General features: G+C 72.3%; 21 protein-coding genes and 1 pseudogene. 9 read left to right on the forward strand and 13 right to left on the reverse strand.

The annotated features are described in order from the left end of the window. Window positions 1–132: 132 nt before the first annotated feature. Window positions 133–1671, forward strand: a complete 1539-nt coding sequence (locus tag BJ982_RS26095) for an MDR family MFS transporter (protein WP_184884289.1) — start codon at window positions 133–135, stop codon at window positions 1669–1671. A gap of 19 nt (window positions 1672–1690) precedes the next feature. Here the strand turns inward: BJ982_RS26095 and BJ982_RS26100 are convergent, their stop codons facing one another. From BJ982_RS26100 to BJ982_RS26120, 5 genes are all read right to left on the reverse strand, one after another. Continuing rightward, window positions 1691–2233: an Ohr family peroxiredoxin gene (locus BJ982_RS26100; protein ID WP_184884291.1), complete on the reverse strand. Its 543-nt coding sequence runs from the start codon at window positions 2231–2233 to the stop codon at window positions 1691–1693. Then, a complete protein-coding gene (locus BJ982_RS26105; RefSeq protein ID WP_184884293.1) occupies window positions 2230–3195 on the reverse strand; it encodes a sigma-70 family RNA polymerase sigma factor in 966 nt (321 codons plus the stop codon). The genes BJ982_RS26100 and BJ982_RS26105 overlap by 4 nt, the downstream gene beginning before the upstream one ends. Window positions 3196–3347: 152 nt before the next feature. Then, entirely contained in the window at window positions 3348–4091 is a 744-nt protein-coding gene (locus BJ982_RS26110; RefSeq protein WP_184884295.1) for an SDR family oxidoreductase, read from the reverse strand. A gap of 285 nt (window positions 4092–4376) precedes the next feature. Beyond that, on the reverse strand, window positions 4377–4790 hold the full coding sequence (locus tag BJ982_RS26115) for a VOC family protein (RefSeq protein WP_184884296.1): 414 nt from the start codon (window positions 4788–4790) through the stop codon (window positions 4377–4379). Window positions 4791–4930: 140 nt separating this feature from the next. Further along, window positions 4931–5662: a TetR/AcrR family transcriptional regulator gene (locus BJ982_RS26120; RefSeq protein ID WP_239122615.1), complete on the reverse strand. Its 732-nt coding sequence runs from the start codon at window positions 5660–5662 to the stop codon at window positions 4931–4933. Window positions 5663–5750: 88 nt separating this feature from the next. Between BJ982_RS26120 and BJ982_RS26125 the strand changes: the two genes are divergently transcribed. Next, window positions 5751–6788, forward strand: a complete 1038-nt coding sequence (locus BJ982_RS26125; RefSeq protein ID WP_184884300.1) for an amidohydrolase family protein — start codon at window positions 5751–5753, stop codon at window positions 6786–6788. Between the two features lie 23 nt (window positions 6789–6811). Here BJ982_RS26125 and BJ982_RS26130 read toward each other — a convergent pair whose 3' ends face one another. The 3 genes from BJ982_RS26130 to BJ982_RS26140 form a co-directional block, all read right to left on the reverse strand. Continuing rightward, complete coding sequence (locus BJ982_RS26130) at window positions 6812–7795, reverse strand: nitrilase family protein (protein ID WP_184884302.1); 984 nt, start codon at window positions 7793–7795, stop codon at window positions 6812–6814. 27 nt (window positions 7796–7822) lie between these two features. Then, window positions 7823–7981: a hypothetical protein gene (locus BJ982_RS26135; protein ID WP_203958788.1), complete on the reverse strand. Its 159-nt coding sequence runs from the start codon at window positions 7979–7981 to the stop codon at window positions 7823–7825. A 199-nt stretch (window positions 7982–8180) separates the two neighbouring features. Then, window positions 8181–8777 (reverse strand): class I SAM-dependent methyltransferase, encoded by a 597-nt coding sequence (locus BJ982_RS26140; protein WP_184884304.1) that lies wholly within the window; start codon window positions 8775–8777, stop codon window positions 8181–8183. Window positions 8778–8848: 71 nt separating this feature from the next. On the opposite strand from BJ982_RS26140, the gene BJ982_RS39660 reads away from it, so the two are divergent. The 3 genes from BJ982_RS39660 to BJ982_RS26155 all read left to right on the forward strand — a co-directional run bounded on the left by BJ982_RS39660 (window position 8849) and on the right by BJ982_RS26155 (window position 10774). Continuing rightward, window positions 8849–9187: a cupin domain-containing protein gene (locus tag BJ982_RS39660; protein ID WP_307784609.1), complete on the forward strand. Its 339-nt coding sequence runs from the start codon at window positions 8849–8851 to the stop codon at window positions 9185–9187. A gap of 150 nt (window positions 9188–9337) precedes the next feature. Next, a complete protein-coding gene (locus tag BJ982_RS26150; RefSeq protein WP_184884305.1) occupies window positions 9338–10294 on the forward strand; it encodes an AraC-like ligand-binding domain-containing protein in 957 nt (318 codons plus the stop codon). A gap of 93 nt (window positions 10295–10387) precedes the next feature. After that, on the forward strand, window positions 10388–10774 hold the full coding sequence (locus BJ982_RS26155; RefSeq protein WP_184884308.1) for a VOC family protein: 387 nt from the start codon (window positions 10388–10390) through the stop codon (window positions 10772–10774). A gap of 480 nt (window positions 10775–11254) precedes the next feature. Here BJ982_RS26155 and BJ982_RS26160 read toward each other — a convergent pair whose 3' ends face one another. The 4 genes and pseudogenes from BJ982_RS26160 to BJ982_RS40590 form a co-directional block, all read right to left on the reverse strand. Next, complete coding sequence (locus BJ982_RS26160) at window positions 11255–11806, reverse strand: EF-hand domain-containing protein (RefSeq protein WP_184884310.1); 552 nt, start codon at window positions 11804–11806, stop codon at window positions 11255–11257. Window positions 11807–11940: 134 nt separating this feature from the next. After that, a complete protein-coding gene (locus BJ982_RS26165; protein WP_239122616.1) occupies window positions 11941–13089 on the reverse strand; it encodes an NAD(P)/FAD-dependent oxidoreductase in 1149 nt (382 codons plus the stop codon). A gap of 59 nt (window positions 13090–13148) precedes the next feature. Beyond that, the gene (locus BJ982_RS40585; RefSeq protein WP_307784610.1) at window positions 13149–13637 is read right to left on the reverse strand and encodes an MmyB family transcriptional regulator; all 489 of its coding nucleotides are present in this window, start codon (window positions 13635–13637) and stop codon (window positions 13149–13151) included. Window positions 13638–13848: 211 nt separating this feature from the next. Continuing rightward, a pseudogene (locus BJ982_RS40590) lies at window positions 13849–14007 on the reverse strand (hypothetical protein); the annotation flags it as partial. A 102-nt stretch (window positions 14008–14109) separates the two neighbouring features. Between BJ982_RS40590 and BJ982_RS26175 the strand changes: the two are divergent. Together BJ982_RS26175 and BJ982_RS26180 are read left to right on the forward strand one after the other, a co-directional pair. Beyond that, window positions 14110–15534, forward strand: coding sequence for an MFS transporter (locus BJ982_RS26175; RefSeq protein ID WP_184884312.1), 1425 nt, complete (start codon window positions 14110–14112; stop codon window positions 15532–15534). 194 nt (window positions 15535–15728) lie between these two features. After that, on the forward strand, window positions 15729–16163 hold the full coding sequence (locus BJ982_RS26180; RefSeq protein WP_184884314.1) for a pyridoxamine 5'-phosphate oxidase family protein: 435 nt from the start codon (window positions 15729–15731) through the stop codon (window positions 16161–16163). Window positions 16164–16530: 367 nt separating this feature from the next. Here the strand turns inward: BJ982_RS26180 and BJ982_RS26185 are convergent, their stop codons facing one another. After that, a complete protein-coding gene (locus tag BJ982_RS26185; protein WP_184884316.1) occupies window positions 16531–16668 on the reverse strand; it encodes a hypothetical protein in 138 nt (45 codons plus the stop codon). A gap of 96 nt (window positions 16669–16764) precedes the next feature. On the opposite strand from BJ982_RS26185, the gene BJ982_RS26190 reads away from it, so the two are divergent. Together BJ982_RS26190 and BJ982_RS26195 are read left to right on the forward strand one after the other, a co-directional pair. Beyond that, complete coding sequence (locus BJ982_RS26190) at window positions 16765–17580, forward strand: SAM-dependent methyltransferase (protein ID WP_184884318.1); 816 nt, start codon at window positions 16765–16767, stop codon at window positions 17578–17580. A 207-nt stretch (window positions 17581–17787) separates the two neighbouring features. Then, window positions 17788–18015, forward strand: a complete 228-nt coding sequence (locus BJ982_RS26195; protein WP_184884320.1) for a hypothetical protein — start codon at window positions 17788–17790, stop codon at window positions 18013–18015. The last annotated feature ends 1 nt before the right edge of the window (window position 18016 follow it).

Raw genomic sequence — 18016 nt, forward strand, 5'->3', positions numbered from 1 at the left:
ACCCGAACGGAATACGTGCCCAATGTGCAAACTTTCCCGATGGGCATGTAAGGTGTGGGCGTCGCATCCCGCCTCAACGTTCGGAGGTCGCGCGTGAGCGCACAGCCGGCGGCTCCCCCCGCTGCGGAGCCGATGACCCACCGGGAAGTCCTCGAATCCCTCAGCGGCCTGCTGCTCGTCCTGTTCGTCGCGATGATCAGCGGCACCATCGTCTCGGTGGCGCTCCCGCAGATCATCGGCGCGCTGAACGGCAGCCAGTCGCAGTACACCTGGGTGGTCACCGCGTCCCTGCTGGCCTCGACCGCCTCCACGCCCATCTGGGGCAAGCTCGCCGACCTGTTCAACAAGAAGCTGCTGCTGCAGATCTCCATCGTCATCTTCATGATCGGCTCGCTGGCCTGCGGGTTCGCCCAGAACACCGGGCAGGTCATCGCCTTCCGCGCCCTGCAGGGCCTCGGCATGGGAGCCCTGCAGATCCTCGCGCAGGTGATCATCGCCGCGATGATCTCGCCCAAGGAGCGCGGACGCTACAACGGCTACCTCGGCGCGGTCATCGCCGTGGCCACGGTCGGCGGCCCGCTGCTCGGCGGCCTCATCGCGGACGTCTCCTGGCTCGGCTGGCGCTGGTGCTTCTTCATCGCCGTGCCCTTCACCATCGCCGCCTTCGTGCTGCTCGCCAAGACCCTGCACCTGCCCACCGTGCGCCGCCCGGACGTGAGCATCGACTACTGGGGGGCCACCCTCATCGCCGTCGGCGTCAGCGTCCTGCTCATCTGGGTCACCTTCGTCGGCGACTCCTTTGCCTGGGCCTCCTGGCAGACCGCCGCGATGGCCGGCGGCGGCGTGCTGCTGCTCGCCGCGGCCACCTGGGTGGAGTCCCGGGTCAGGGAGCCCATCGTCCCGCTGCACGTCATCCGCCGCCGCACGCCCGCCCTCGCCATCGTGGCCAGCCTCTCGGTCGGCATGGCCATGTTCGGCGGCGCGGTCTTCCTCGGCCAGTACTTCCAGATTGGCCGCGGCTACGGCCCCACCTCCGCCGGCCTGCTGACCATCCCCATGATGCTCGGCGTGCTCGTCTCCTCCACCATCAGCGGCCGGATGGTGTCGGCCAGCGGCCGCACCAAGCCCTACATCCTCACCGGCCTCGTCGTGCTGCTCGCCGGCTTCGCGGGCCTCGCCACCATCGACCACGCCACCCCGATGGTCCTCGTCTCCGCCTACATGCTCGCCGTCGGCGTGGGCGTCGGCATGTCCATGCAGAACCTCGTGCTCGTCATCCAGAACACCGTCCCGCTGAGCGAGATCGGCGCCGCCAGCGGCGCGGTCACCTTCTTCCGCTCCCTGGGCGGCACCGTCGGCGTCTCGGTGCTGGGCGCCGTCCTGGCCAACCGGGTCGCGACCGGCATCGCCGAGGGCCTGGCCAAGGCCGGGATCCCCGTCCATGGCACGGGCGCGGCGGCCGGCGGCCTCAACCTCGCCGCCATGCCCGAGCCCGTCAAGGCGATCGTCCGCGCCGCCTACGGCGACGCTACCGGCCACATCTTCCTGGTCTCCGCCGCCATCACCGCCGTCGGCCTCGTCGCCGCCGCCTTCCTCAAGCCCGCCCGCCTGCGCGACAGCCTCGACCTGCCCGCCTCGCCCGCCGAGGACCAGACCCCCGCCGCCGTCTGACCCGGCGCCGCCCGTCCGATCACGGTTCCGGGGCGAGGGTGATGGTGGCGGGGATGCCGTGGCGCGTCATCTTGGCGTAGGGGCACAGCGTGGCCGCCTGGGCGAGCAGCGGGGCGGCCGCGTCGTGCCCGACCCCGGGCCAGGTCACGACGAGGTCGGCGCGCAGCCGGTAGCCGCCGTCGGCGGGGTCGCGGCCGAGGGCGACGGCCGCCTCCACCGTGATCGGCCCCGGGTCGAGGCGGTGCCGGCGGGCCAGCAGGCTCAGGGCGCCGTGGAAGCAGGCGGCGTACGCGGCGGCGAAGAGCTGTTCGGGGTCCGGACCGGTGGCGTCACCGCCGAGCTCCGCGGGTACTCGCAGCTCCAGGTCGAGGACGCCGTCAGCGGAGCGGGCCCGCCCGGTGGCCCGGCCGTGGGCGGACCCGCCGCCGCTCACGGCGACGCGCGCGACGTAGAACGACGGGGACGTCGCGGTGCCGTGATCGTGCTCTGTGGGCGATGCCGGGTTCGCCGGTCCGTCTTCCGGGGGAACGCGAGGAGCCTGTGCGGGGGGCAGGTCGGTCATGGGCGGTGCCAGCGCCGCAGCTTGTCGGGGTTCAGCGTGATCCACAGCGCGGTCACCTTGGCGCCGGCGACGCTCACGCCGACCACCGCCACGGCCCGGCTCGCCTGGCACAGGACCAGGCCCGTCCGGCCGTTCACCGACCCCGGGACGATCTCGATGCCAGGCCGGCCGGTCAGGAAGGCCGTGACGAACCGGGCGACCGCGTCCGCGCCGCAAGTGGGGCGCACGGCGGCGCGCACCTTGCCCCCGCCATCGCTCACCACGACCGCGTCCCCCGCCAGCACCGCGAGCAGCGGAAAACGCGCCGCCCCTCGGACGCCCCCGCCGTCGGAGGAACTGACGACGTCCGCCGCGAAGAGGTCCTCAAGGGCAGCGACGTTCCCCGTCCGCGCCGCGGCCAGGAAGGCCCCCAGAAGGCGCCGATGCTCGGTCTCGTCGATGGGCTCGTGTCGTCCGGCCGCCAGGCGCTTGCGGGCCCGGCTGACGAGCTGGCGTGCGTTGACCGGGCTGAGCCGGAGGATGTCCGCGATCTGCGCGTAGGGGTAGACGAAGGCCTCCCGCAGCACGTACGCGGCCCGCTCGGTCGGGGTGAGCCGCTCCAGGAGCAGCAGGAACGCCAGTTCGAGCGCTTCGCCGCGCTCGGCGCCCAACGTGGGGTCCAGGCTGGTGTCGACGGGTTCGGGCAGCCACGGGCCTATGTAGGTCTCGCGGCGCGCACGGGCCGACTGGGCGACGTTGATCGACAGGCGGGTGGTGATCAGCGCGAGGAAGGCCGCGGGGTTGCCGATGGCCTCGCGGTCGGTGCCCTGCCAGCGCACCCAGACCTCCTGGAGGACGTCCTCGGCCTCCGCCGCGCTGCCGAGCATCCGATAGGCGATGCCGAAGAGGCGCGGGCGCAGCTCGACGAAGGCGGAAGCGGCCTGTTCGAGCGCGCTCGCCTGTTCCGGGGACTTCGCCTGCATGGTCACCCGCGCCTTCGTCCACCTCGACGTTGAGCTCGTACAGGAAGTCTTCCCCGCCGCTCGCGGCGCTCATCGTTGCTCCGTACCGGGCGCGCTGCGACGTGTTCCGGCCCGCCTTCCCGCTCCAGCGGCATCTCGCCTCGTGGCACGCGCTACTTGTCGGCGGCCCAATCGCGGTAGCGGATCTCGCCCAGGGTGGCGCCGTCCTCCGGCACCAGCGTGCGCTCGCCCGGCACGCTGCCGAAGTAGCGCGCCTGCGGGTCGGTGACGACCTGGCGCGGATCGCCCCAGCCGGCCAGCGCGTCGCGGAAGAACTCGTCCATCCGGAACCGCTCGGGCCCGGCGATCTCGACCCTGCCGTTCACCGGCCTTCCGACCGCGACCCTGCCGACCTCCCGCGCGACCTCCTCGCCCGCGATGGGCTGGAAGAGCACGGGCGCGATCCGTACGGTGTCGCCGTCCGTGGCCTCGTCGGCGATGCCCCGGACGAACTCGAAGAACTGGGTCGCGTGCACGAGCGAGAACGGGATCGCCGACTTCTCGATCAACTGCTCCTGGGCGATCTTCGCCCTGAAGTAGCCGTTATCGGGCATACGCTCGGTTCCGACCACCGACAGCGCGACGTGGTGCCCGACCCCGGCCGCCGCTTCGGCGGCCAGCAGGTTGCGCGTGGAGGTCTCGAAGAATTTCAGCACCGCGGCCGGCTCGAACGACGGCGAGTTCGACACGTCGATCACCACCTGCGTGTCCGCCAGCACCTCCGCCAGTCCTTCACCGGTGAGGGTGTCGACGCCGGTGCTCGGCGCCGCGGCCACCGCCTGATGCCCCTGTTCGCTCAGCCTCGCCACCAGTTTCGACCCGATCAGGCCGGTCCCGCCGATTATGACGATCTTCATGGCAGCCCCTTTCCTCCGCCGGGGCACCGTTGCCGACCGGCCGTCAGCTAAGACAGGGCAGCCGCCCCGCTTGTGACGGCCACCAGGAAGATCTTTCCCAGAACGCGGCGACGATCAGGTTCCGCCGGGAGGCCCCAGGCGCCAGGCCGGCGGGCCGGCGTCGACACGATGCCGTGTCGACGCCGAACCGCCCGTCGGTATCGGTCGTGCCGAGGGGCCCCAGGGAGCCGCGTGCCCGGCCATGGCCGTGTCCTTGCGCCTGCCGCCGGAGGCGTTGTCCGGTGGCTACTCCGCGTAGGGCTGGTCGGTTCCGTGGGGGCTGTAGCCGAGACTCCAGATGTAGCCGTCCGGGTCCGCGAAGGAGCCGCCGTACCCGCCCCATGGCAGGGCGCCGCCGGGCTTGAGGATCGTGGCGCCGGCCTTCTCGGCCTCCGCGAGGATCTCATCGACGCGCGCCTCACTGCGGACGACGTAGGTGAGGACGAGGCCGCTGAAGCCGCTGCCCTCCGGGCTCGTGCCCACCTGGTCGGCCAGGCCTTCGCGGCCGTAGAAGCCGACGGGCGAGGCCCCGTCCGACTCGAAGAACACCGAGACGCCGAAGTCGTTCTGGATCTTCCAGCCGAGCCCCTCCGTGTAGAACCGCTTGGCCTGGTCCAGGTCACGGACGCCGAGCAGGATCGAGCTCACGTGCGCTTTCATGCCTTGTCTCCTCTGTGCTCTAGGGATGCTGCACATGACAGACACGCTACGAAGGGCTCGGTGTCCGGCGCTTCTCGAATCCTGACCGGTTCGATGATCTGTCTCGCCGGGCCGGGCGCGAACGCGCGACCCCCGGCGCCTCAGCCGCCGGCGGAAAGGCGATCCAGCCACTCCCTGAGCAGATGCCGCTCCGCGCTGCTGAGGACGGTCTGGTCGGGGAGCGAAACGCGCAGGGCGCGGGCGGCGCCTGCCGGACCCGCGTCGTCGACGGCCGGCCGCCGGCTGGTGACGGTGGCGACCATGGATTCCCGCAACGTGGTCAGCAGGGCGGGGTCACGCCGGTCCTCGGGCAGGGACAGCCAGGTCAGCACCGCGCCGCGCGCCGTGGCATGGATGATCTGCGCGGCCAGTTCCTCCTCGACGCGGAGCAGGCCGGCCGCCGCGAGGTTGCGGATGCGGCTCATCAGGATCTCCAAGCCGGCCTTGAAGGCGGGCGAGGTCGCCTTCGTGGGCGCGCCGTACATCAGCGTGTACAGCGCCGGATTGGCCAGGCCGAACTCGACCGCGACGTCCCAGCCGGCTCTCAGGTCCTCGACGGGGTCCCGCGGGTCCGGGGGGAGCTTGGTGGCGAGGAACGCGGCGAAGCCGTGCTCGGCCACGGCGTCGAGCAGCCCGTCCTTGTCGCCGAACAGCCGGTAGATGGCGGGCGGCTGCACGCGCGCCGCCTCGGCGACCGCGCGGGTGGTGACCGCGTCGCGGCCCCCGGACTCCAGGAGGCCGATGGCGGCCTCGATGACCTTCTGCCGGGTTCGCTCGCGGCTGGTGGCCGTGGTGTCGGCACCGTCGTTCCGGTCCTGTGGACGTGGTGGCACGTATCGATGATACCGCTTCACGGGTTCCATCGTTATTATCAGTGATACAGTCGATCTGTTTCCAATGGAACCACCTTGTGGAGGAGTCATGCCCGACCGGCTGCGGATCATCGCGTTGGAAGAACACGTCGCCCTGCCCGCGATCATGGAGGCATGGTCGCGGGCGGGCGTTCCCGAGCTGCCGAACCTCGGGTTCGGCGACACCCCGGTGGCCCGGCGCCTGCGCGACACCGCGGAGACGCGGCTCGCGCACATGGACGACCAGGGGGTCGACGTGGCGGTGCTGTCGATCGCGTCACCGGGCGTGCAGAACCTGCCCGGCCCGGACGCCGTCGCCGTGGCCCGCGACACCAACGACGAGCTGGCGGCGATCGTGGCCGGCGACCCGGCCAGGTTCCAGGCGTTCGCCGCGATTCCGACGCAGTCGCCGCCGGCCGCCGCCGCGGAGCTGGAGCGGGCGGTCACGAAGCTCGGCCTGCCGGGCGCCATGGTCTACGGGCGCACCGGATCCAAGCTCGCCGACGACCCCTCCTACGACGAGCTGTACGCCGCCGCGGAGCGCTTGCGCGTCCCGCTCCACTTCCACCCGCAGATGCCCGTGCAAGGGGTGGTGGACGCCTACTACTCCGGCATCGGTTCTCTCGGGCCCGCGCTGGCCGGGCCCGTGATCGGCTGGTACTACGACCTGGGCGTGCAGTACCTGCGCATGATCTTCTCAGGCGTCTTCGACCGGTACCCCGGTCTCCAGGTGATCGCCGGACACTGGGGAGAGGTCGTGCTCTTCTATCTCGACCACGTCGGGTGCTTCGCCGACGCCGCCGGTCTGGATCGCCCGCTCGCCGACTACTTCACGCGGAACTTCTGGATCGCCGGCAGCGGCACCGTCAGTCCCCGCTACCTCCGCTGGACGGCCGAGGTCGTCGGGACCGAACGGATGCTGTACTCCACCGACTATCCCTTCACCTACGGCTTCCGCCCCGGTGGCTTCCCCTTCGTGGACACCAGCGGCGGCGTCGCCCGGTCCTTCCTGGAGAACGCCCCCTTCACCGGCGAGCAGAAGGCCGACATCGCCCACCGCAACTGGGAACGCCTCACCTCCGCCGCCGAGCGGCGACCGGCGGTCTAACCCTGACGTGTCATGAAGGGCGATCAGGCCGGTTCCGGCGAGAACCGGGCCTCGATGGGGCCCACCTCGCGGCCGGTGGGCTCGGCCAGCGCCCGGTACAGCTCCGGCCGGCGTCCTCGGAGCCACCGGCGACCGGTGCTGCGGGCCAGCAGGGACAGGTCGAGCTCGCCGCAGACCATCTCGTCCCGGGCCCGCCAGGTCTCGGCGACGATGCGGCCGTAGCAGTCGATGAGCATCGCGTTGCCGGTCCTCACCTCCCCGTTGTCGGGGCCGACCCCGTTGGAGAACACCAGGAACATGCCGTTGTCGTGCGCCCGGGCCGGTAGCCAGCGCATGAGCCAGCCACGGCCCTTGTCGCCGCGGAACTCCGCCTCGATGGCCCGCGGATCGGTGTCCCTGGCCTCCCAGAGGGCGACGTCGATCGTGCCCATCGCGTGCGGGCTCCTGGAGGCCACCCCTCCCGTCTGGTGCGGCGCGAGAAGGATGTCGGCGCCGAGCAGCGCCGTCATGCGGGCGTTCTCGATGATGTTGTTGTCGTAGCAGGTCAGGACGCCCAGCGTGCAGCCCAGGGTGGAGGCGAAGACGGTGTACCTGTCGCCCGAGCTGATGTGCTCGCTCTCGAACGAGTGCAGCTTGCGATGCACGTGCCAGCTGCCGTCGGGCTCCGCCACGACGTAGCTGTTGTACAGCTTCTCACCGTCCGCCTCCACCAGGCCCGCGCCCACGACCATGTCGTGCCGGCGGGCCAGCTCCAGCAGCGCCGTGACGCTCGGCCCGCCGGGCACCGGCTCGGCCAGAGCCTGGATGCCGGCCCGGTCCATGCCGACGACGTGCCAGTACCCGGTGACGCACATCTCCGGAAAGACGATCAGCCGCACACCCCGCGCCGCGGCCTCCGCCACGAAGCGGGCGATCGTGGCGAGGTTGTACGCCTTGTCCCCCGAGCGGTGGCAGAACTGCACGCTCGCGGCCAGAATGCGCGACGAGGACGGATCGGTGGCAGACACCCGAACATCATGCCTCAGGTCCGCCCATCACAGCAGATGTGATCCGATCCCGAAGGTGCCGTCCCCGGCGACCGGCTCCAGGTCGCTCACCGGCACGCCATGCGCGTACCGCTGCGTCCAGGAGCCGTTCCGGCGGCGGTTGGTGTGGACGAGCCACTCGCTGAGCGCCGCATTTCGATGGGACAAGGAGACCTCTGCTGTGATGAAACGGCCGGGTTCGGGGACGCCGGTGGGCGCCTCCGCTCGCGGCGTCTTCGGCGCTGGTGGGTGGTGGAGGTCAGGTGACCGTGGTGGCGCGGGTGTTTTCGCTTCGTTCGCCAGTAGGTGTGGCCGGCCTTTCTGAGCGAGACTTCGTTCGATGACGAAGAGTGCGGCGAGGGGGTGCTTACGGCAGGCGTTGTGCTCGCAGGACGGTGTCATGGGTGTGGTGTGTGCCGGCGAGGGCCGGGGCGGCACGAGGGCGGGTCTCGTTGATCAGGACGTTCCACGTGGGGTCGAGGAGCCGGGCGATGTCGTCGGCCTGGTAGTAGTCGGCGGGATCGAAGTCCTCGCGCGGAGTGAGATCTGCGCGGGCGTGGGTGGCGAAGAGCAGGGTGCCGCCGGGGGCGACAGCGTCCAGAAGGCCGTGCAGCGCCGTATGGCCTGGCTGGCACCTGAGTGGGAAGTAGTGGATGGACACCAGGTCGAAGGCGCCTGCTGGGGGCGGCGTGGTGGTGAGGTCGGCCCGTGCCCACGACACGCGGCCCTGGATGTCGGTGGCAGCGGCGGCGGCACGATGTATGGCGACCTCGGAGATGTCGACCGCGGTGACCTGCCAGCCGCGCCGGGCCAGCCAGAGCGCATCGGCCCCTTCGCCGCATCCGACGTCGAGCGCTTGGCCTGGTGGCAGGCCGGTGATCTCGGTGACGAGTACGGGGTTGGGGTTGCCGCTGAATATCTGGTCGCGACTGCGATATATGTCGTCCCAGTGCTGAGCATCCATGGTGCTCGGTCCTCTCCTTGGTTTCTCAGTCGTGGTCGGCGTGCGGGGGCGCTCAGATCGCTGCCGTCGACGTGGCGTCGCCGTCCTCCGATCCCAGCTGTCGTCCTGGCCGGACGAGGAGGCCGCACGCGAGAGCGCTCAAGCACATCCTGCCCGCCGGCCTGACCGACGGCCGTGAACCCGACCTCCGTTCACACGAGGGCTACCACTGGCTGTACGTCCTGCGCGGCAGCCTGCGTGTCGTCCTCGGCGACCAGGACTTCATCCTCACCGAGGGCGAAGTCGCCGAATTCGACACCCACCTCCCGCACTGGTTCGGTAACGCCGACGAACACCCCGTGGAATTCCTCAGCATCCTTGGCCCCCAAGGCGAACGCGTCCACCGTCAAAGCCCGCTACCGCCCTGGTGAACCTCACCCCCTATGAGTAACCCCGCAGGCACTTACCGCCCAGAGCGGGCCACAGTTCATCTCAAGACAGCTCACCTGCGGGACGTCAACAACGTTCGTGGTCGATACAGCTAGCATGGCGGGTCTGGCAGCCGACGGGGGGCGACGGGGATGGGCGTACTGGTCCGAACCGCGGATCTGCCGGCCGGGCGGCGGCTGGACGCCTGGCGCGCGGTCGTGTGCGACACGCTCGGCCCGCTCGACCTGCGGATCCACCGGGACGCGCCGCTTCGGGGCGAGATCGAGATGGGACGGCTCGGGCCGGTGGGCGTGGGCAGGGTGCACACCTCCACCCCGCACAGCGTGTACCGCACCGCGGGGCTGATCCAGCGCGACGACCGCGAGGAGTACCGGGTCGTGCTGGCCGTCTCGGGCAGCCCGCGCGTCGCCCAGGACGGCCGGGCCACCCAGCTCGCCCGGGGCGAGTTCGCCGTCTATGACTTCACCAGGCCCTACGAGCTGGCCTACGACCGCGCGGTCCGGCTGGCCGTGTTCAGCTTCCCGCGTCACCTGCTCTCCCTGCCACCGGACGCGGTGGCGTCCCTCGCCGCGTTGCCCATCGGCGCGGAGTCCGGCGCCGGCGCGCTGGCCGTGCCGCTGCTGCGCCGCGTCGCCGCGGACCACACGACGTACGGGCCGGAGAGCGCGGTCCGGCTGTCGGCCGTGGTGACGGACCTGGTCGGCGCGGCCGTCGCCGAACGGCTCGAACTGACGCGGTCGCTGCCGGACGACTCCCGGCGGCGCACGCTGATGCTGGCCGTCCGCGCCTTCATCGAAGGACGCCTCGGCGACCCCGGCCTCGACCCCGCGCAGGTCGCGGCGGCGCACCACGTCTCCGTGCGCTACCTGCACCGCCTGTTCGAGGCGGAGAGCACCACGGTGGCCGCCTGGATCAGGCAGCGCCGCCTGGAACGCTGCCGCGCGGAGCTGGCCAGGGGCGGCGACGAACCCGTGAGCGCGATCGCGGCCAGGTGGGGCCTGCCGGACTCCGCCCACTTCAGCAGGCTGTTCCGGCGCGCGTACGGGATGCCGCCCGCCGAGTACCGGCGCGCCGGCGCCGTACGCTGAACGTCAATCCACCCGGCACGCGGATCCAAGACCGGAAACCCCCTTGATCACAAGAATGAAGGCGTTCGCCTGATCGAGGAAGGAAATCCGGAGATGCAGCTTTTCGTCAACCTGCCGGTGAAGGATCTGGAGCGGTCGAAGCGGTTCTTCGGCGACCTGGGATTCACGCTGTTCGGCATGGCCGAGGACATGGCCTCGGTGGTGATCAGCCAGGAGACCCAGGTGATGCTGCTGAGCGAACCGGCGTTCGCCTCCTACATCGACAAGGACATCGCCGACGCCACCCGCGGCACCGAGGCGATTCTCGTCCTCGGGATGGAGAACCCCGCCGAGGTGGACGCGCTGGTGGACAAGGCGCTGGCGTCCGGCGCGACCCCGGCGGGCGTCGAGCAGGAGGACGGCGTCCGCTACCAGCGCGGCTTCGCCGACCTGGACGGCCACCACTGGGAGGCGCTGTGCCTGGCCCGGCCCGCGTCCTGACCGGCACGGCGACCTCGGCGGACCGCACGGCGATCGCCTACGACGTCTACGGCACGGGACCGGCGGTGATCCTCGTCGCCGGGGCGATGATGGACCGGGCGCACCCGACGTTGACCGGCGTGGCGCGCGCCCTGGCCCCGTGGTTCACCGTCCTCGGCTACGACCGCAGGGGCCGCGGCGGCAGCGGGGACACCGCGCCGTACGCCGTGGCGCGGGAGGTCGAGGACCTGGCGGCCGTCATGGCGGCGGCCGGCGAATCCGCCATGGTGTTCGGCGGCTCGTCCGGGGCGGCGCGCGGAACGCGGGCGCGGTGGTGCCCGGCGCGGTGCACCGGGTCCTGGAGGGCCAGACGCACGACGTGGCCGTCGAGGCCCTCGCCCCCGAACTGCTGGAGTTCTTCGCCAAGTGATCCGGCCGAGGGGGATCGCCCTGCCGGCCGCCGCGCCGGCCCTTCTCCGGACGGCACGGCGGCCGCGCGGGTCAGGCGGAGGTCACGCCCAGGAGCCAGGTGCCGGGGGCGGTGGTGTCCTCGCTGGTGAGGAGGGTGCGGATGCCGGACGTGAACTCCTCCTTGGTGATCTTGCCGTCGCCGTCGGCGTCGAGGCCGTCGAAGCCGCTCTCACCCAGGCGCGGGTCGAGCCGGGACGCCGTGTAGAAGCCCGCGAACTCCTCCCGCGTGATGGACCCGTCCTCGTCGGCGTCGGCGATGTCGAACAGGACGTCGCACAGCGCGAGCACCACGCGCAGGTGACCGGGTCCTGAGCCGGTGTGCGCGTCGGCGGCGGCGACGTACTCGGCCTCGCTCACCCTGCCGTCCCCGTCCGCGTCCGCGCTCTCGCGGATCTGCTCCCACCACCCGGCGCAGGCCGCCTGGACGGCCCGGTGGCGGGCGGACGCCGGGTCGGGCGCGAGCCGCGCGCACATGCGGTCGGCCAGCGTCTTGAAGTCGTGCACGCCGAGGTGACCGTCGCCGTCGGCGTCCAGCGCCGCGAACACGGCGGCGAGGTTCGTCTCGGTCAGCGATGCGGACATGATGCCTCCAGGGGGATGAAAGGCGGGGGAAGCGGGACGGCTCCGAGCGCAGAGTGTATTGGTAAGACTACGCTGAGTAAAGTGGTGGGTCCTGGCGGTTCGGTTGGCGGCCGGGGGCCGCGGCGGCCCGGTGATCAGGGGGAGAGGAGCCCGGCGGCCCAGCGCCGCGCGACCGCGAACGCCAGGGGCGCCGGCACGGTCCCCGCCCCGAGGCCCACGTCGACGAGCAGGTCGAACACCTCGCGGCGGCGGGCGGCGGTGGCGATGGCCGCGTCGATGAAGCGGGGCGACTGCGCGGCGCGCGCCAGCAGGTCGGTGGTGCGCAGGTGCCGTCCGAGCGCCGCGCGCAGCTTGCGCCGGTACGCCCGCAGCGGGTCGCCGTCCGCCTCGGCGGCCGCCTCGCCCGCGAGCCGTCCGGACAGCAGCGCGTAGTAGATGCCCTCCCCGGTCAGAGGGTTGATCAGGCCGGCGGCGTCCCCGGCGAGCAGCACGCGGCCCGCTCCCGGCTTCGGGCGCCCCGGCGACAAGGGCAGGTGGTGGGCGCGCAGGTTCCGCGCGGGCAGGTGGGGGAGCAGTTCGGCGAGGCGGCCGTGCAGCACCTGCCTGCCGGGCAGCCCGGTCGCGCGCAGCCGGGGCAAGAGCATGCCGTACCCGACGTTGGCGGTTCCGTCGCCGACGGGGAACGACCAGGCGTACGCGGGCCAGCCGTCGGCCTGCATGGCGATGTACTGGACGTCGTCGTCGGGCGGCACGTCGGCGTACCCGCGGACGGCGATGGCGGTGTGCCGCGGCGGGGCGGCGGGCAGCCCGATCAGGCGGCGCACCGCGGAGTTCGCGCCGTCGGCGCCCACGACCACGCGCCCGCGCAGTTCGCCCCCGGACAGCAGGACGTGCCCGCCGGTGACGGTCAGGTCGCGGACGTGGTGGCGGCGGACCTCGACGCCGCGTTCCCTGGCCGCCTCGACCAGCCGGGCGTCGAAGACCATGCGGGGGACGACGTGGTTCGGCCGGGCGACGGTGGCGCGGACGCGGGCCCCGCCGGGGGAGATCACCTCCAGGTGCGGGACGGGGCGGTGGTCGTCGATGAGGCCGGGGACGCCGAGCAGCGCCAGTTCGTCGCGGCCGTGCGCGGCGATGCCGTCCCCGCACGCCTTGTCCCGGGGAAAGTCGGACTTGTCGAGCAACAGCACCCGCGCGTCCGGCCGTACACGCTTGGCGCCGAGCGCCGCCGCGGCCCCCGCGGGACCGCCCCCGACAATGATCAGATCCCAGCCGTCGCCCACACGGATCAGCCTCCCACGCCAGGCCCGCCCGCGCCCCGATCGACCCGGCGCCGGAGCGGTCAGTGGAGGAGGCGCAGCGCGTCCGCCGAGGGCGACCCCGCGGCCGCGGTGTGGGTGAGCAGGCGCTGACCGTGGCTGTCGGGGAGGTGGAGGACCTCGTAGTGCAGGTCGAGGTCGCCGACGTGCGGGTGGTGCAGCCGCTTGGTGCCGCTGGAGCAGAGGCGCACGTCGTGTCTGGCCCACAGGCGGGCGAACTCCGGGCTGTTGATGGACAGGTCGCCGACGAGCTCCGCGAGGAGCCGGTCGTCGGGATACCGGGCGGCGACGTAGCGCATGGACGCGACGGCCAGCGCCGCCTCGTCGGCCCAGTCGCGGTACAGCTCACGGGTGTGGGGGTCGAGGAACAGCAGGCGCAGCTGGTTCGGGCGCGTGTCGGGCCGCTCGGGCGCCGAGGGGGCGAGGTGGCCGGCGAGCAGCGCGTGGCCGAGAGGGTTCCAGGCGAGGACGTCGTTGCGCCGCCCGAGGAGCAGCGCCGGAACGGCCGGCATGGACGCCAGCAGGGCGACGGCCCCGGCGGTCGGCGTCTCGGGCCGGGCCGTCCTGTGCCGCTTGGGCGCGGCGGGGCGGGCCGGCTCGTACAGGTGGGCGCGTTCGGCGTCGTCGAGGTTCAGCGCCCGGGCGAGGGCCTCGATGATCGCGTCGCCGGCGTTGGCCGACTGCGCCCTGCTCCAGCCGGGTGTAGTAGTTGACGGAGATGCCGGCGAGCTGGGCCAGCTCTTCCCGCCGCAGCCCGGGCACGCGGCGCCGGCCCCAGGTGGTGATCCCGGCGTCCTCCGGGGTGACGGCCGCGCGCCGGGCACGCAGGAAGTCGCCGAGTTCGCTGGTCTTGCGGGCATCACGCTGCGGGTGGGCTGGCATGACACCAGTCTGGCGCAGGCGCCGGATGCGTGACTGCCCCTGCCAGTGGTACCAAGCGGCGGGTGCTGGCTGGGCCGGGTCCCGGGCCGGAGGCTCGGACCCATGACCACGGAATCCTCCGCCGCCACCGGCGCCGTCCCGTCCCGGCACGGCGCCTCCTCCGCCGTACGCCCGCGTGACCGGGTGGCGTTGTTCGTCCTGCTCACCGCGAGCTTCACACTCGCCGTCGACTTCTCGATCCTGAACGTCGCCCTGCCGCGCATCGGCGGTGACGTGGGTTTCGCCCTGGCAGACCTGCAGTGGATCTCGACCGCCTTCGCCGTGTGCGCCGCCGGGTTCACGCTCTTCTTCGGCCGCTGTGCCGACCTGTTCGGCCGCCGGCGCCAGTTCCTCGCGGGCGTCGCCCTGCTGGGCGCGGCCTCGCTGGTGGGCGGCATGGCGCAGGCGCCGTGGGTGCTCCTGCTCGCCCGGGTCGCGCAGGGCCTGGCCACGGCGGCGGTGACACCGGCCGCGCTGTCGTTGCTGACGACGTCGTTCCCCGAGGGGCGGATGCGCGAGCGGGCACTCGGCCTGAACGGCGCCCTGATGGCGGCGGGCTTCACCACGGGGGCGGTCGCCGGCGGCCTGCTGACCGACCTGATCAGCTGGCGATGGGCCTTCTTAGTCAACGTGATCGTCGCCGTGGTCGTGCTCGCCGCGGGCCCTGTGGTGCTGCGGGAGAGCCGCGCCGCCGACCGGCCGCGCCTCGATGCGCCGGGGGCGGTGACGGTGACGCTCGCGCTGGTCGCCGGCGTGTACGGGCTGACCCAAGCCGGTGAGCGTTCCTGGCTCGATCCCCGGTGCTGGGCGTCCCTGGCGGTGGCCGCGGCGCTGCTGGCCGCGTTCCTGATCATCGAGCGCGTCGTCACCCGGCCGCTGGTCCCTCTCGGCGTCCTCGGCCGCCGCGCCATCGGCTGGGGGAACCTCGCCGGCGTCCTCGCCTTCGCGACCGAGACCTCGGTGGTGTTCCTGCTGACCCTGTACCTGCAGAAGGTGCGCGGCTACACACCCCTTCAGGCCGGGCTCGCCTTCGCCGTGCTGGGGATCGGCACCGTCCTCGGCGGCCTGCTCGCCCCGCGCGTCATCGGCCGGATCGGCGGCAGGCGGGCGATCGTGGCGGGCTTCGCCGTCCAGGCCGCGGCCACGCTGCCGCTGGTCTTCCTCGACGAGGTCCCGGCCTGGCTGCCCGTGCTGCCGGCGGCGACCTTCGCCGGTGGCGTCGCCAACCTCGTGGCGATCGTCGGGTTCATGGTGACCGCGACGTCCGGCCTCCCCGACGCCGAACAAGGGCTGGCCACGGGGCTCGCCACCATGAGCCAGCAGGTTGGGATCACCCTGGGCATACCCGTCATGTCCGCCGTCGCCACGGCCGTGGGAGTCGCCGGCGATGTGTCCCACGGGGTCGCCACGGCCCTCGCGGTCAACGCCGCCGCCTGCGTCGCCGCCGCGGTGGCGTTCGCCCTCGCTCTTCCCGCGCGGGCGCGGTGACTCGGCGGGGGCGGTGGATCTAGAACGCTTGAGCGGGGCGTGACGGGGGTAGCGTGGCGTTGGAGTGGATCTCGGGAGTGCGTCTCGCGTGGGAGGGGGCGTTCCCAAGGTCGCCCGGCGGGGGCGATGGCGCCCGGCTCGGGCGGCCTTGGACCGGGGCCGACTCCGCAGGAACGTCACGGAAGGGAAGTGCCATGGAGGACCGCGCCGGAGCGCCGATGCCGGAAGAGATCAGCGCGGAGGAGTGCCTGACGCTGATCTCGCCGGGAGGTGTGGGCCGGGTCGGGTTCGGCACGCCCTCGGGCCCGCTGATACTCCCGGTCAACTACACGGTCCACCAGGGCTCCGTGCTGTTCCGCACGGCGTTCGGCGGACCGATGGACCAGCAGCTCGACACCGGCCTCCGCGGCGTGGAGTTCAAGGTCGCCTTCGAGGTGGACCACATCGACCCGGCGTCCCGCGAAGGCTGGAGCGTCCTCATCCAGGGCGCCGCGCACCGGATCTCCTCGGAGGAGGAGCTCACCGCCGCCAAGGCCGCCGCCGTGGAACCCTGGGCGGGCGGGGAGAGGCGGTTGTACATCCGCGTCACCCCCGTCCAGATCACCGGCCGCCGCATCGTCCACGCGTAGTCCCCGTCAGCGGCCCGGCCGCCGCACAGGCCGGCCCGCGCCCGCGACGATCAGGCCGGCGATCCGGTGGAGGCCGGCCTACGGGATCGGGCGTCTTTCTGACCCGGCACCGGGCGGGAATGGCGTCAGGGCGGGACATGGCGCGCTCACCTGTCGGAAGGTGCCATTCCCTCGCTTTCCCGCCACGGTGCCGGGAGCGATCTGGCGGGATCCTGGCAGCGTCCCGCAATATCGGGCTCACTGACAATACGTAACGAATTATCTACCGATCGTTATATCCGTTCGGCATGACGATCATCCAGGCGCGCGTCCGCGCGCGAATACCGGGCAGAGGCCGCCGCTCGCCGCGACGCGGGATCCTCGGCGGTCACGGCAGCAGGTCCGCCGGCTCGTCCAGCAGGGCCGCGACCCGCCGTACCCGGTCGCCGCGCTTCCACGCGCTCGCCGATGTCGTCGCGAAGCCGGGGTGCGCGCCGAGGGAACGATCCGGCGGCGGTTCTCTCACGGCCGAGTGCGTCCAGGAGCGTCGCGCCGTATAACGAGAGCCGGAAAGCCGCGTCTTTCCCCGTCAATTGGTGCCAGTCGCTTAGAACGGACCGACATGAGCGAGACCCCCGCCGGACACCGCCCCTCGACCGAGCTCAGAACCGACCGGCCGCATTCCGCGCGCATCTGGAACTACTGGCTCGGCGGAAAGGACAACTACCCCGCCGACCGCGAGGCCGGCGACATGGTCGAACGCATGATCCCCGGAATCATCGACTCGGCCCGCGCCGACCGCGCGTTCCTGACCCGCCTCGTCCGGTACCTGGTGGCCGAGGAGGGCATCCGGCAGTTCCTCGACATCGGCACCGGCTTACCCACGGCCGACAACACCCACGAGGTCGCCCAGCGCTTCGCCCCGGAGTCGCGCGTCGTCTACGTCGACAACGACCCCTTGGTGCTGGTGCACGCCCGCGCGCTGCTGGTCAGCAGCCCCGAGGGCGTCTGCGACTACATCGACGCCGACGTCCGCGACACCCGGCGCGTCCTCGACGCCGCCGCCGCGACCCTGGACTTCTCCCGTCCGACGGCCCTGATGCTGCTCGGCATCCTGAACCACATCCTGGACGACGAGGAGGCCCGGTCGATCGTGACCGAACTGCTCGACGCCCTGCCGTCCGGCAGCTATCTGGCCATCGGGCACCCCACCGCCGAGGTCCACGGCGAGGCCATGCACGAGTCCATGCGGGAGGTCATGAGGCGGGGCGGCACCCCGATCGTCGCCCGCTCGGCCCGCGAGCTCGAAGTGTTCTTCGACGGCCTCGAACTGCTGGAGCCCGGCGTCGTCTCCTGTTCCCGATGGCGGCCGGACCCGACTCCGTTCGGCGAGCCCCCGGAGGTGTCGCAGTTCTGCGGCGTGGGCCGCAAGCCCTGACGGACGGCCCGCACGCGGGACGCGTCACCGGCGAGACGGGCCGGCGAGCACCGGGACGGGGGCGCGGGCGTGTCGTCGTGGGCCGGGACGGAAGTCGCGGGCGTCGCGACTTTCGTCCCGGCCGGGCGGGGGAGGGGCGACGTCGGTCGCGGCGCAGCCTCCCGATGCCCGATGCCCTGCGGGCCGCCCGCTCCTAGCGTCGGTGACATGCGCAAACCCATCCAGTTCCTGGGGATCTTCCTGGTCCTCCAAGGCGTGAGCGGCTTCCTGGACCACGTCTTCGTCCAGCCGTTCTTCGGCGTCGTGCTCAACTTCTTCAACCGGGTGGTCGTCCCGCGCGTGGACCTCCTGGCCGGTCACGAGATCTTCGCGAACCTCTCGCTGGCCGCGCTCGGCGTCGTCGTGGTCGTCGCCGCCGAGCACGCGGGACGGTGAC

The sequence above is a fragment of the Sphaerisporangium siamense genome (assembly GCF_014205275.1).
Taxonomy (GTDB): Bacteria; Actinomycetota; Actinomycetes; order Streptosporangiales; family Streptosporangiaceae; genus Sphaerisporangium; species Sphaerisporangium siamense.

Bases quoted from the DNA above. Each gene is read 5' to 3' on its own strand.
- BJ982_RS26110 (WP_184884295.1), bottom strand. From the start codon at position 4,091: ATGAAGATCGTCATAATCGGCGGGACCGGCCTGATCGGGTCGAAACTG.
- BJ982_RS26095 (WP_184884289.1), top strand. From the start codon at position 133: ATGACCCACCGGGAAGTCCTCGAATCCCTCAGCGGCCTGCTGCTCGTC.
- BJ982_RS26180 (WP_184884314.1), top strand. From the start codon at position 15,729: ATGGAGGACCGCGCCGGAGCGCCGATGCCGGAAGAGATCAGCGCGGAG.
- BJ982_RS26195 (WP_184884320.1), top strand. From the start codon at position 17,788: ATGCGCAAACCCATCCAGTTCCTGGGGATCTTCCTGGTCCTCCAAGGC.
- BJ982_RS26160 (WP_184884310.1), bottom strand. From the start codon at position 11,806: ATGTCCGCATCGCTGACCGAGACGAACCTCGCCGCCGTGTTCGCGGCG.
- BJ982_RS26105 (WP_184884293.1), bottom strand. From the start codon at position 3,195: ATGCAGGCGAAGTCCCCGGAACAGGCGAGCGCGCTCGAACAGGCCGCT.
- BJ982_RS26175 (WP_184884312.1), top strand. From the start codon at position 14,110: ATGACCACGGAATCCTCCGCCGCCACCGGCGCCGTCCCGTCCCGGCAC.
- BJ982_RS26100 (WP_184884291.1), bottom strand. From the start codon at position 2,233: ATGACCGACCTGCCCCCCGCACAGGCTCCTCGCGTTCCCCCGGAAGAC.
- BJ982_RS26140 (WP_184884304.1), bottom strand. From the start codon at position 8,777: ATGGATGCTCAGCACTGGGACGACATATATCGCAGTCGCGACCAGATA.
- BJ982_RS26190 (WP_184884318.1), top strand. From the start codon at position 16,765: ATGAGCGAGACCCCCGCCGGACACCGCCCCTCGACCGAGCTCAGAACC.
- BJ982_RS26150 (WP_184884305.1), top strand. From the start codon at position 9,338: ATGGGCGTACTGGTCCGAACCGCGGATCTGCCGGCCGGGCGGCGGCTG.
- BJ982_RS26125 (WP_184884300.1), top strand. From the start codon at position 5,751: ATGCCCGACCGGCTGCGGATCATCGCGTTGGAAGAACACGTCGCCCTG.
- BJ982_RS40585 (WP_307784610.1), bottom strand. From the start codon at position 13,637: ATGCCGGCCGTTCCGGCGCTGCTCCTCGGGCGGCGCAACGACGTCCTC.
- BJ982_RS26115 (WP_184884296.1), bottom strand. From the start codon at position 4,790: ATGAAAGCGCACGTGAGCTCGATCCTGCTCGGCGTCCGTGACCTGGAC.
- BJ982_RS26155 (WP_184884308.1), top strand. From the start codon at position 10,388: ATGCAGCTTTTCGTCAACCTGCCGGTGAAGGATCTGGAGCGGTCGAAG.